Annotated in this window: 12 protein-coding genes; 5 read left to right on the forward strand and 7 right to left on the reverse strand. The window is 40.5% G+C overall.

The features are described 5' to 3' along the window. Window positions 1-37: 37 nt before the first annotated feature. The 3 genes from QR40_RS02250 to abc-f all read right to left on the reverse strand — a co-directional run bounded on the left by QR40_RS02250 (window position 38) and on the right by abc-f (window position 5,212). Complete coding sequence (locus tag QR40_RS02250; RefSeq protein WP_044293135.1) at window positions 38-1,792, reverse strand: sensor histidine kinase; 1,755 nt, start codon at window positions 1,790-1,792, stop codon at window positions 38-40. Next, window positions 1,755-3,317, reverse strand: a complete 1,563-nt coding sequence (locus tag QR40_RS02255) for a response regulator transcription factor (protein ID WP_044293137.1) — start codon at window positions 3,315-3,317, stop codon at window positions 1,755-1,757. The genes QR40_RS02250 and QR40_RS02255 overlap by 38 nt, the downstream gene beginning before the upstream one ends. Before the next feature lie 254 nt (window positions 3,318-3,571). Beyond that, window positions 3,572-5,212 (reverse strand): ribosomal protection-like ABC-F family protein, encoded by a 1,641-nt coding sequence (gene abc-f, locus QR40_RS02260; RefSeq protein WP_044293139.1) that lies wholly within the window; start codon window positions 5,210-5,212, stop codon window positions 3,572-3,574. Window positions 5,213-5,834: 622 nt separating this feature from the next. Between abc-f and QR40_RS02265 the strand changes: the two genes are divergently transcribed. Next, on the forward strand, window positions 5,835-6,461 hold the full coding sequence (locus QR40_RS02265) for a TetR/AcrR family transcriptional regulator (RefSeq protein WP_027293493.1): 627 nt from the start codon (window positions 5,835-5,837) through the stop codon (window positions 6,459-6,461). 29 nt (window positions 6,462-6,490) lie between these two features. Then, window positions 6,491-7,543, forward strand: a complete 1,053-nt coding sequence (locus QR40_RS02270) for a radical SAM protein (RefSeq protein WP_242858435.1) — start codon at window positions 6,491-6,493, stop codon at window positions 7,541-7,543. A 190-nt stretch (window positions 7,544-7,733) separates the two neighbouring features. On the opposite strand, the gene QR40_RS02275 is transcribed toward QR40_RS02270, so the two are convergent. Then, window positions 7,734-8,759 (reverse strand): sugar kinase, encoded by a 1,026-nt coding sequence (locus QR40_RS02275; RefSeq protein WP_027293491.1) that lies wholly within the window; start codon window positions 8,757-8,759, stop codon window positions 7,734-7,736. Between the two features lie 118 nt (window positions 8,760-8,877). After that, window positions 8,878-9,840 (reverse strand): bifunctional 4-hydroxy-2-oxoglutarate aldolase/2-dehydro-3-deoxy-phosphogluconate aldolase, encoded by a 963-nt coding sequence (locus tag QR40_RS02280; protein WP_044293143.1) that lies wholly within the window; start codon window positions 9,838-9,840, stop codon window positions 8,878-8,880. A 473-nt stretch (window positions 9,841-10,313) separates the two neighbouring features. On the opposite strand from QR40_RS02280, the gene QR40_RS02285 reads away from it, so the two are divergent. After that, entirely contained in the window at window positions 10,314-10,913 is a 600-nt protein-coding gene (locus QR40_RS02285) for a TVP38/TMEM64 family protein (RefSeq protein WP_027293489.1), read from the forward strand. A gap of 15 nt (window positions 10,914-10,928) precedes the next feature. Here QR40_RS02285 and pfkB read toward each other — a convergent pair whose 3' ends face one another. Next, window positions 10,929-11,855 (reverse strand): 1-phosphofructokinase, encoded by a 927-nt coding sequence (gene pfkB / locus QR40_RS02290; protein WP_044293146.1) that lies wholly within the window; start codon window positions 11,853-11,855, stop codon window positions 10,929-10,931. Between the two features lie 122 nt (window positions 11,856-11,977). Here pfkB and QR40_RS33495 point away from each other — a divergent pair, with 122 nt between their 5' ends. Then, complete coding sequence (locus QR40_RS33495) at window positions 11,978-12,064, forward strand: DUF6783 domain-containing protein (RefSeq protein WP_416389827.1); 87 nt, start codon at window positions 11,978-11,980, stop codon at window positions 12,062-12,064. Then, window positions 12,065-12,163 carry a DUF6783 domain-containing protein gene (locus tag QR40_RS33500; protein ID WP_416389828.1) on the forward strand — a complete coding sequence of 33 codons (99 nt, stop codon included), beginning with the start codon at window positions 12,065-12,067 and terminating at the stop codon, window positions 12,161-12,163. It abuts the gene before it with no gap. Here QR40_RS33500 and QR40_RS02295 read toward each other — a convergent pair. Next, entirely contained in the window at window positions 12,129-13,178 is a 1,050-nt protein-coding gene (locus QR40_RS02295; RefSeq protein ID WP_027293487.1) for a galactitol-1-phosphate 5-dehydrogenase, read from the reverse strand. The genes QR40_RS33500 and QR40_RS02295 overlap by 35 nt on opposite strands. Window positions 13,179-13,260 lie beyond the last annotated feature (82 nt).

Genomic DNA, 13,260 nt, shown 5'->3' on the forward strand with positions numbered 1-13,260 from the left:
ATATTTTGTTTCCATTCTATAGTTTTTCTCTTTCTGATCACTGTTTTTTTTCTTCTCCCTGAATGGGAAGAAGCACTTTTACAACGGTATATTCATTTATCCTGCTCTCAATCCAAATACCGTATGGTTCACCATATAAAAACCGTATCCGGTCTCTTATGTTCGTAATGCCAATGTGTTTGCGCTCCTCTGCTCTTTCTTCCAATGCTTCACCAGACATAAATTTTCTGATTTTATCAGAATCCATTCCGACGCCGTTATCCTCCACTGTGATCTGGATTTTTTCCTCTGCTTCTCGAATCCTGACCCTTATCACCCCGTTTGTTTCACCCGGAATGATTCCATGCAAAATAGCATTTTCTACAATTGGCTGAATGCAGGTCTTCGGAATCACGCATTTCTTCAATTCCTCTTCACAGCAAATCTCCACCTGGAATACATCGGGATAACGATATCTTTGAATCGTCAGATAGCATTCCACTAACTCGATCTCTTTTTCTATGGTTATATAAATATTCTTTTCCCCCACCTTCAGCGTTTCCTGCAGGGTATGTATGAGCGCATTCACGATTTCCACAATCCTTTTATTTTTCTCAGCAACAGCGATATAGACCACTGTATTTAAAACATTATATAGATAATGGGGATTAATCTGGGACAGCATAATATCAAACTCCATTTCCTTCTTCTGATGCTCGTCCTCAAGTTTTCCCTCCATATACTGCTGAATCTCTGCCAGCATTTCACGGAAACGCCGGTAGAGCAGCTCAATCTCATCGCCGGTATGAATGGATAAATCACTTCTTAACTCCCCGTACTCCATCTGCTCCATGGCCTTTGTCAAACGGGTAATTGGGTGTATCATACTTTCTAATATCCTGGATGTCATCACCAAAAGAAGGGTAATGGAAATCACAAAAAACAGCAGAAAAAAGTCCAGCACAAACTTTGACTGCTGCCACAGATATTTGTTAGACAAAAAAGTATTTACACTCCATCCGGCAGCTCTTATATCTTCCCTGATTAAATATCCTTTTTCCACTTTCTCTACATTCTGCCGGTTACTTTCCGTATGTTCACTAAAATAACCGCTTTCCTTTTCTTCTATTTTCTTCTGATATAAGATATTTGCAGAATTTCCCGTTAAATATACATTTTCATAATCCTTCGCATAATTTGCAATCTGATCTGTAAAATACTTCAGATAAATATCCAGATACAGGACTCCCAGAATCTCCGATGCACTGTTCATATCCCGGATCACCGTTTTATAACAGATTACACTTTGGGAGATCTCCGATTCAATACTATAATAAGGATTTGAAAATACCATATCATCCCTCGCCTCGTACTCCTGAATCTCTTCCAGTTCAAACTTCTCCTGGAAATAAACGTCTCCCATTAAGTTCCTGCTGCTGTAATATAACCCATTCGTCCCTTTCAGCATAGAAACCCCGATATAATTCCGCAGGGAATTGTAAAATACCAGTTGTTTTCCTACTTCAAATCTCCTCTTGGTTTTGTCAAATTCATTTTTATATGTTTTTTTATTCAAATTCTCCTGAATTGTCTGGTCAATTGCAATACTTCTCGTAAAGTTCTGTATATCTTCCACCATAAAATCCAGCTGACTTACAATCTGACGCAGTTTAATCTGCTCATCGTGAATCTTCTGCTCCCGTACAATCCGGCTGAAATAGATATAGGCCACAATGGTACTTACAACTGTGGCTGCTGTTAATGCAAATGCAATCTTAGTCAGTATTCTTTTCTTTAAGCTTTTCTTTGCCACCCTGTTTCCCCCATTTTTTATAATCCTGCGGCGTCATGCTCATATATTTATAAAAAATCTGGCTGAAGTACTGGCTTGTCTTGTATCCCACCCGCTCAGCCACTTCTGCCACCTGATACTGCCCATCCTCCAGCATTATCTTAGCCTGGCTGATGCGATAGTCTGTTAGAAATTTTAGAAAGGTAGTTCCTACTTCTTTTTTAAAAAGCTGCCCTAAGTAAACACCATTCATCTGAAATTTTGCTCCTATGTAATCCAGCGTCAGTTCTTCCCGGAAATGATCCTGTATAAAACTTATGATCTGTCTGACATTTACGGAATAGGAGTTCTCTATATCCTGCTGCATTTCGGTGCATATCCTCCTGCAGCAGGATACACAGTATTCACTTAACTGGTCAACCGTATAACATTCCTGCTTAAATTCATCATAAACCAAACGAAACTTTTCCCCCCATTTCTTTTCATAATACAGCCAGGTTGATAAGAAGTTCTTAAGTGCAGATAAATTCCATTTAGGGCTGCATAACGTTTGGAACATCCTGTCCAGCCCGCTGCTCCACTCATCCTCTGCCTGGTTTAAGTTCCAATCCAGCAGCTCAAATTCCTTTAACAGTTCCACCTCTTCATCCGGATCTCCCGCCGGTATCTGATCCAGAAAGTAGTATTTATTCTGCTTCATAAATGGACTGTAACGAATTTTCCTGGAAAGCTCACGGAATGTAGCTGCAACCTGATTGTGTGAAAATCTCCTGCTGCAAAGGATTCCATAAAACCCTTTCCCTAATTTCCTGATCACCCGCTCTGTATATAATGCCTTTTGATAAATTAATTCCTCTGCTTCATATTCACTGCGTACCTGATCCGCATTATATAAAACCAGATAGTTATCTTCACTGATCTGTACATCCGTTACATAAGTTATTTTAGATACCGGTTCTTTTCGCAGACTATCCATAATTGTATGAAAGCCTGCAGGCTGACGCTCTATTTTTCCATCATCGTAAAAAAGAGGCTTGTTGAACTGCAGCATAATCATAAACAGCTGATTCCCCACTCCCGTATCCTCTTTCCTATTTTCTTCTTTCGGGGCATCATATATAATATTCTTTAAGAAATAACGTTTTTTCGCCTGCTGCCATTCTTCTTCCCTGTAGATTTCAGATTTTACTTTTCCAAGTTCCCCCAACAGGGTCGCCTCGCTAATTTCATGCTTCAGCAAATAATTGGAAACACCATACTGAATACCTTTTTTGGCATATTCGAAGTCCTTATATGCGGACAGCAGTATAATCTTGGTGTGGGGATTTATCTCCTTCACCTTCTTCGACAATTCCAACCCATCCATTACAGACATCTTAATATCCGAAATGATAATATGCGGATTTTCTTTCTGGAATAACTCCAATGCCCGTTTTCCATTGAGCGCCTGTCCCACAATCTGAAATCCGTATTGATTCCAGTCAATAACTTCCCTTAAAAATTCAAGTGCCAACACTTCATCATCCACCAACATTACCCGTAACATAAAATTTGCCACCCTCTCATCTTATTTCCAGTTTATTTCCAGTTTATTTTCACTATACCATAATACCTGTCAAATACCCATCTCACATTCCATATAAAATGTATAAATTCCATAGATTTTTTCAATAAAAAACTGTATGTACAGATGCAGAAGCCGGAAATAATCCATCTTCCACAAATACAAACAGTTTTTCATTTACTTCCTATAATTTCATGCTATTTTTTACCGCCTCTGACAGCAGTCTTTTTTATATCTCAACGGTTTACCTGATAATAGGCTTCCGTTACCTGATCCAGCTCTTCTTTTATTTTCAGCACATTATCGCCTTTTTTAGGCTTGCTCAGGCGCATACTCAGTTCTGCCATCTTCATACTGAGCAGCGTCTTATCCAATTGCAGCACATCTCCCCGTTTGGATGCACGTTCTTTTTCCTGCTCATACGCTTCCCAGTTTCCCTCGAATGTTTCTAATTTTCCATCTTCCAGAAATACCAAACGGTCCGCCGCATTTTTTGCCAGACTTCTGTCATGAGTGACGATCAGCATCGTACCCTCCCACTTATCCAGCAGTCCTTCCAGCGCTTCCGCAGTATACATATCAATATGGTTCGTAGGTTCATCCAGGATTAATACATTTACATCCGATGCCATCAGCCTTGCCAGCATTACTTTCGCCCGTTCACCACCGGATAATACGGAAACCGGTTTATGAATATGCTGTTCGGTGAGATAGAGATTTGCCAGAATACAGCGAATCACATGCTCTTTTAAATTAGAATCAGCCCTTACATTTTCCAAAACAGTTTTATTCACATCCAGAGTTTCGTGCTCCTGTGAAAAATAACCTATTTTAACATCCGGATTCACATACACAGAAGGATGATGTTCCATAATCTTTTTGATCAGTGTAGACTTTCCGGTTCCATTTTCCCCCATCATAACGGTACATTTATTCGCTTTCAGTATCAGATCTGCTTCATTCAAAACCAACTTCTTGCCATACTGAACCGTCAGCCCCTGTATCCTGACTGCCGTCTTCCCGGATAGTGGATTATCCATGCCCAGTCTCATGACAACCGGTGCCAATTCCTTTGGTTTTTCTTTAACTTCCAGCTTTTCCAGGCGTTTTTCCATGGCTTTGCCTCTGCTCTGAACATTTTTCTGCTGTTCTCTTGCCACACCCTTATACAGCATCCACTCACTGTGCCCCATCTGCTTTGGTGGTTTTAACATCTGGGATGCTTCATTCTTCACCTGATTCATGGCAATCGTAATCCTTTTACGCTCCTGCTGGTACTGCTCAAATTCGAACATTGCAAATTCCCGTTCCCGTTCTTTCTGTTCCTTCCACTGGGAATAGCGCCCGGGGAACACACGAAGTTTACCCTCCTCAATCTCCCAGATAGAGGTACACACTTTGTCCAGCAGATACCGGTCATGGGAAATCAATACAAAGGCCCCCCGGTAACCCATGAGCATTTTCTCCAGCGTTTCAATTCCTTTCACGTCCAGATTGGTTGTCGGTTCATCAGCGAACAGAAGCCTGCTCCCCTGTGATAGAGCCGCCGCAATGGCCTGTCTTGTTTTCTCCCCGCCGCTTTTGCATGCAGAACCTTTAATCTGCATATGGCTGAGCAGCTGGGGGCTGACATCCTGGTTCTGCTGATCTTCCGTCTCTTCCTGACACTGTTCAATCATAGCAATTTCACAGTATCTGTTAATCTCTCCTTCATCTGCATGTTCACTTCCATACAAGATATGCAGTAACGTACTTTTTCCTGCGCCGTTTAAACCCACCAGTCCAATGCGGTCTCCTTCTTCAATCGTAAGCCGGTCTATGCAGAACAAGTCCTGAATCCCATAGCCTTTTTTTAAATTCTTTACTTTTAATAACAAAAAAATCCCTCCTAAACACTCTGTTCAGCAGGGAAATCAGCGTACGAAAACAAGCAGGCAAAATGAACCTGTAATACAAACTGCCGCATACTCTTATCCAACTTCCAGAGTAACGGTCTCGCTTTGTAACTTGTTCAATATTATCATAAATGATCCGTAAGCATAGATTCAGACTGAACAGAGTAAACTCAATAAATAAGACTAATTTTTCCTTAGCCTTCATTATCCATTTACTTTTCATAAGTTTCATCCAGTCCTCAAATAATCATATTCTTACAGATACCTCGTTCTTTCTAAGATGCAGTAGAAATAGCGTTACTGCTCTAAATTAGTTGTAATATATCATAGAAAGCGGGGGACGTCAATACTTTTTTGGGTTTAGCTGATTAAGGGACGCTTTGTAGATAAAGGTAGTGCGCGGAAAGATGGGAGTGGGAAACTTGTATGGACTCCGTCAGCTGGCCGCACCCATCTTTCTGTACACTATCTCCAACTATTAAGCGTCCCCTTCCTCAGCTAAACCCAAATATTTTTTAACTTTAATATTGACATGTGAACGCTCGTTAACTATAATACCATTATGTGAACATCCGTTAACTTTTTTTGTATAGAAAGGAGTATCATGCCAAAACGTAACACAAAAGAACTGATCCTGAAAGAAGCTCTTCGCCTGTTTTCTGATAATGGATATGATGGTGTATCCGTAAGGGAAATTTCCGGAGCTGTTGGGATTCGTGAAAGTGCCATTTACAGGCACTTTAAGAATAAGCAGGATATCTTTGATACGATTATCAAGCGGATCGAAGGCCAGTACGCAATTGTAGCACAGGAATTTAATATTCCTGAGGGCGATTTGTCCGAGGTGGCAGGCGCCTATATTAATAATGGGCTGAATCCCTTAAAGGAGATGACGAAATCCATGTTTTTATTCTGGTTGAAATCTGAGGAAGCTTCTAAATTCCGCAGAATGTTAACCATTGAGCAATTTAAAAGTACCAAAGCAGGTGAGACTTTTCATATGTTTTTCTTCCGCTTGCCCCTGGATTTTCAAACACAATTATTTGCTGAGATGATCAAACAAAACTATTTTAAAGATTTAGATCCCAAGATGCTGGCTCTCAATTTTTATTCACCTATCTTTTTACTTATAAGCCAGTATGATAATCATCCCGAACTAGAAGACGAAGCATTGCAATTATTAGAGAAGCATATCGACCAGTTTGAACTTCTCTATTGCACCCCACATTGAAAGGAATCGTTATGGATATCAGTTTGTTTATGAATACAGGCATCCTGTCTATTGCCCGCACTGCAGCGAAATTTTATTTAACCGATAAGAAAAACCGCCGTTTTATAATGGATTTTACACCTCAGCTTACAAAAAATGCAAAAATAAGAGCAGAGCACGAAAATAAAGGCATCCACGTACCTCCTTTTCTGATTGCAAGTATCGCATCCCGCTGCAACCTCCACTGTGCCGGATGCTATGCAAGAGCAGAGGGAGCGTGCAGTGATCATGAACAGCGCTCTGAAATGAACACTCACCACTGGGAAAATATATTTAACCAGGCAAATAATTTGGGAATATCATTTATACTGCTCGCCGGAGGAGAACCTATGCTTCGAAAAGACATCCTCACATTAGCAAGTAATTATCCCGACATTATATTTCCAGTTTTTACAAATGGTACGCTGATAGACGAACAATACATAGAACTTTTCCATAAATCCCGCAATCTGATCCCGGTACTCAGCATTGAGGGAACCACTGCTGACACCGATCTGAGGAGAGGCGCCGGAATTGCGGAAAAACTCTGTAAGGTTATGTCCGCACTTAAGAAACACCATATATTGTATGGTACCTCAATCACTGTTACACACAACAACGTGGAGTTCGTAACCAGCAGACAATTTGTTGACGATCTTCAGAACCAAGGCTGCGGTATCATCTTTTATGTAGAATTTGTACCGGTAGAAAAAGGAACAGAATCACTGATTTTATCAGATACCGACCTTGAATTATTAAATACAAGCGTGAATGCTTTAAAATCTGACTGTCAGAAAATGATTATCTTGTCATTTCCCGGCGATGAAGCATCCATGGGCGGTTGTCTTGCCGCAGGACGGGGCTTTTTCCATATTAATCCCACAGGCGGCGCAGAGCCATGTCCTTTCTCTCCCTATTCTAAACTAAACCTGACCCAGTCTTCTCTTGTAGAAGTACTTCAGTCAGATTTCTTTGAAAAGGTAAGGGCTATTGAAGAAAAAGCAGACATTCATCAAGGGGGCTGTACGCTGTTTGCGAACAGACAGGAAGTGGAAAGTATTTAAAATAAAAAGAAAAAGAATAAGCATATAATCGGCAAATAATTATATGCTTATTCTTTCATTTTACATTTTAGGATTTATCTATTTATACACCTTAATCTGCCAAATGCACAGATGATGTTTTCATAGCTTATTTCATCATAGCATCATGCACAGTGTCACATATTTCAAACCACTGCTTTATCTGCATTTACTATCTCTGCACACGTCCTGATCCGTCTCCGCCTGCAAGTTTCATAACTTCGTCTACGGATACCTGATTGAAGTCACCTTCTATACTATGTTTCAGACAGCTTGCTGCAACTGCAAATTCAATCGTCTGCTGTGGTGCAAAATCATTTAAGCATGCGTAAATTAATCCGCCGCCGAAGGAATCACCGCCGCCTACACGGTCTACGATATGCATCAGATAGCTCTTACTGAAGTAGAAGTCTGTTCCGTCATAGAGCATAGCTGCCCAGTTATTGTCATTTGCGGAGATAGATCCCCGAAGGGTAATTGCTACTTTTGAGAAGCCAAATCTTTTGGCCAGCTGTTTTGCAACATCTTTATAACCTTCATGATTTACTTTTCCGGAAGTTACATCTGTATTAGCTGCTTTAATACCGAATACATCACTGGCATCTTCTTCATTCGCAATACATACATCCACATATTTACAAAGCTCACCCATTACCTGGCCTGCTTTTTCCTTAGACCAGAGTTTATTGCGGTAATTCAAATCACAGCTTACGGTGATACCTTTTTCTTTCGCTTTTTTGCAGGCTTCCAGACAAATTTCCGTTACATTGTCTCCCAATGCAGGAGTGATACCGGTAAAATGGAACCACTCAGCCCCTTCAAAGATCTGATCCCAGTCAAAATCTGCAGTAGTTGCTGCTGCGATAGAAGAACCCGCACGGTCATAAATAACTTTACTTGGTCTCTGACTTGCACCTTTTTCTAAGAAATAAATTCCTACTCTGTCTCCGCCTCTTGTGATATAAGAAGTATCAACGCCAAATCTGCGAAGTGAATTTACTCCTGCCTGACCAATTTCATGTTTCGGAAGCTTTGTGACAAAGGCAGCATCCAAACCATAATTGGCAAGAGAAACTGCAACGTTAGCTTCACCTCCGCCGTAAGTTGCTCCATAATTTTCTGCCTGCACAAAGCGATAATATCCTTCCGGTGCCAGTCTTAACATAATCTCTCCGAATGTGATTACTTTCTTGCTCATATTCTAATATCCTCCGTTAACTCAATCTCTTATATTAAAAATCTGTGTTGAAAAACTCACACTATAATTGTCACTTATTAAGTGATCTGTATCATCAAGCATCAAATATATCAGCAGATTATTTCTGTACTAAATGTACTGCAAATCCGCCAATTTCACCTTCTAAATAAATTGCCTTCAGATTTCCTTTTTCATCGCATTTTGCTGACTCTTCATTAAATGAGACACCCTGTTTTCCTAAATGGTAAACTGCCCTGTCTATATAATTGGTCTTAATTGCGATGTGGCCGTTGCTTCCAAGATAAGGTGTCAGCATTACTTCCACAGCACTTCCGGCAAAGACAGAAGATTTACCCGGTTTCTGTGTAAATCCAAAGATCTTCTCAAAGGATGCCGCTGTACTGGAACCCTCATCATTATCTGCTGCATTAATTCCAACATGAGCCAGTTCGAATCCAAGCATTGCAGTTACTGCTTCTTTGGTCATCTCTCTGATTTTGTCAAATTCCCCTGCTGTAATCATATCTTTGCTTACCATCCAGCTGCCGCCGCAGGCAATAATTTTCGGAAAGTTTAAGTAATCAATCAGATTTTTTGCATTAATTCCACCGGTAGGCATAAACTTCATATTTACATAAGGTGCTGCCATGGCTTTTATCTTAGCAAGTCCGCCGGAAGCCTCAGCCGGGAAAAATTTCACTACTTCTAATCCTAATTCAATAGCCTGCTCAATATCTGTAGGGCTGGACGTTCCCGGTGTTATCGGAATGTTTTTATCTACACAATATTTTACAACCTTTGGATTCAGTCCCGGGCTTACGATGAATTTTGCTCCTGCTGCCACAGCCCGGTCTACCTGTTCCGTTGTCAGAACCGTTCCTGCTCCTACTAACATTTCCGGAAATTCCTGCGCCATAATGCGGATAGACTCCTCTGCTGCTGCCGTACGGAATGTGACCTCCGCACATGGAAGCCCTCCTTCGCAAAGTGCCTGTGCAAGTGGTTTTGCATCTTTTGCGTCATCTAATGCAATAACCGGTACAATTCCCATCCTGGAAATCTCTTTTAAAATTTCATTCATGATTTTATTCCTCCTATTTATATAATCTGGCTTTATGTATAGTTTTATATTATGAAACTATGTTTTGAATTACGATACCTTTAATTGCATTATAGGTAGAAACGTGAAAAATGTCAATAGGAAATTTATACTTTCTACTTATCTTTTTTTCTTATTAATTCTGGTTGCTGTCAATAAATCATTTGCCTATATAAGGCAAAACCCCTCCGTCCAGTATTTTTACTGTTCAGAGGGGTTTTGCCTTTTTTTCACTTTTGATGCAATGGAATTAGTTCCATTCTTAGAGCATTTCGCTCTCCAAAGAAACTTATTAGATTCTTTACAACTTTGTCAGAATTTTTTAAGAATTACATCCAGAGTTTCTTAACATTTATGATATATTCTATATTTAATAAATAACATTCACATATTCTGTCTTAAAAAAACAAAAGCTAATATTAAAAATAAAGAAAAACGAAACAAGGAGATCCGCTATGGCTGAAAAATTAAAGAATCACATTCCCCTTATAACAAATATGATTACGGTGCTAACGATCGTCCTGTGTATCATTTTTGCAGTGTATGGGTACCGCGCAGGCATTTTTGAATCAAAAGAATCTCTGATTGCTTTTATCAAAGCTCTTGGACTTTGGGGTCCCCTTGTATTTATGTTTATACAGGCATTACAGGTAGTAATACCGGTACTTCCAGGATTTGTAACCTGTATTGTGGGCGCACTGGTATTCGGACCCGTTATGGGATTTGTTTATAGCTACATTGGCATGTGTATCGGTTCCATTCTTGCATTTATCATTGCCCGCAGATACGGAATTGATTTTGTCAAAAAATTTGTAAATGAAAAAACTTATGATAAATATGCATCCTGGCTGGAAAAAGGAAAGAAATTTGACATCTTTTTCATGCTTGCAATTTTCCTCCCGGCTGCTCCCGACGACCTGCTGTGTTTTATCGCAGGACTCACACGTATGCACTGGAAGAAATTCACAACAATTATACTTCTTGGAAAACCATGGGTCATTGCTGCTTACAGCATCGGAACCGCAGGCATGATCCATGCATTACAGTTTTTTTAAAATATTTTTATTTTATCATAATTTTTTTACTTCTACCCGTGGCAGTATCTCCTGCAAATCTTTTTCCAAAAAGCTTCCTGTCTTCATGGTTAAAGCATTTGCAGCAGATACTGCCACTGCATATCTGAGCATTTCTTCTGAATCATAACCTCTGTATAATCCTACGGCAAATGCTGCTGTCATAGAATCACCACATCCTACCGTATTTACAACTTCAAGCTTTGGTGGTTTCCCCTGATAAACACCTTCTTTTGTTACCAATAATGCCCCCTCACTGCCAAGAGAAACTACTACCATTGGAATTCCCATTTCCCGAAGCTTTATGGCACCTGCAATAATCTCTTCCCTGTTTGTAACCGGAACACCTAACAATGCTTCAATTTCATCATCATTTGGCTTGATCATAGTCGGACATGCCTTTACACTTTCTTCTAACAACTTTCCGCTTGTGTCGAGAATTACTTTATGTCCTGCTGTCTTTACCAAATCAATCAGTTTTCCATAAATACTAATATCTACCCCCCTGGGCACACTTCCTGATATCGTAACAACATCGCTTTTCTTAGCGATTTCCTCAAATTGAAGGAGAAAATCATCCACTTCTGAAGGCTCAATGGGCTCTCCCGGCTCCAAAAATTCTGTAGAACTTCCGTCAGCAGCCAGAACATTAATGCAGCTTCTGGTTTCCCCTTTTACATGCACAAACTGGCTCTTTACCTTGTATCCCTCCAGCAGTTCTTCCACATAAGCACCATTGTGGCCTCCTACAAAACCGGTTGCCAGCACCTCTTCTTTACAAAGCCTTGCTACTTTGGCTACATTCAGCCCTTTCCCCCCTGCTGTATTGGAGCAGGTTTTAACACGCATAACTTCTCCCTTAATCAGTTCATCTACTACATAAGCTTTATCAACTGCTACATTGAGTGTCACTGTTGTGATCATATTTTCCTCCCATTCCGTGTATATGCCGTAAAAGTCTCACTTTTGAATTTTTCCTATAAGAAAGGCTGTGCATATAGCCACAGCCCTTCTGTTAAATATAAATGTTATGTACTCGAGCGTGTATGAAAATTCATTCCCGCCATCTGCACGTCACACGTTACGGCATGTTTGCCCCAAATTCAGGTTACATAGCCCGCTACGCACCCTGAATACGGGACAAATCTCCCACAAAGTGTGACGCACAGCTGCCAGAAAGCAATTTTGAAACACCCTTTAGGATTCACTGTCAATCAAAATCTTACCTTTAACCGCACCGGGTGTTTTAAACATCTCAAACCCATCTGCTATCTGGCTGAGTCCCAGTTTTTTATAGATAAAAGAATCATCGAATTTCAACTGTCCTGTTTTGAAATAATGTGCGGTCAGTTCCCATTCTTTGCCGGGGAATGGTGCACTGTAAGACATCCAGGAGCCGGTAAGCTTAAATTCTTTGCGGTTCATATTTTCCCATTCGCTGACTGTAAAAGATAATTCTCTGGTGGGTGTACCTATGAAGCAGACCTCTGCTTTGTTTGCTGCCAGCTGGAATGCCATTTTCATGGTAATGGTATTCCCGGCTGTTTCATAGACATAGTCATATCCCTTGCCATCCGTTAATGACATTGCCTGTTCGATGTAATCTTCTTCCAGTGTATTGATAACTGCGTCTGCACCTAAACGCATTCCCAGATCCAAACGTTCTTTTGCGATATCAAAAACCACTACTTTTGCGGCGCCAAATATCTTTGCCCACTGCATCGTCAGCATCCCGATTGTTCCACCGCCCAGAATCGCAACTGTTTTACCGCCTGTATAATCACATCGCTGCAGCCCGTGAAGAGCTACTGTTGCCGGTTCAAAAAATGCCCCCTGCTCAAAGCTTACTTCATCTTCAAATTTTACTGCATTTTTCTCCGGTACTACCACATACTGTGCAAAGCTGCCATATTCTCTTGAACCGATAAAACTATAGTGTTTACAAAGTGAATAATTTCCCTTCTGACAGTCTTCACACTTCATGCAGGGAACCAGCGGAACTCCTGCCACCCGGTCTCCCGGTTTTAAAGAAGTGACTCCGTCACCTATTTCTTCAATTGTTCCGGAAAATTCATGTCCCAATACGTTTGGGAAGAAATGACATGCATCTGCGTTTACCCGCGGTACATCAGAACCGCAGATACCGGTATATTTTACTTTTATCAGAACTTTTCCCGGTCCTGCTGACGGCTTCTCGATATCATCATAACGAATATCATTTTTTGCATATACTACTCCTGCTTTCATGATTCAAATCCACTGTGTATCACAAGCAAAAAACTCCTTTTGCGTTATGTAAGTTTTCATTTTTGCATTTGGGGTATACTTG

The sequence above is a fragment of the Robinsoniella peoriensis genome (genome assembly GCF_000797495.1).
Taxonomy (GTDB): domain Bacteria; phylum Bacillota; class Clostridia; order Lachnospirales; family Lachnospiraceae; genus Robinsoniella; species Robinsoniella peoriensis.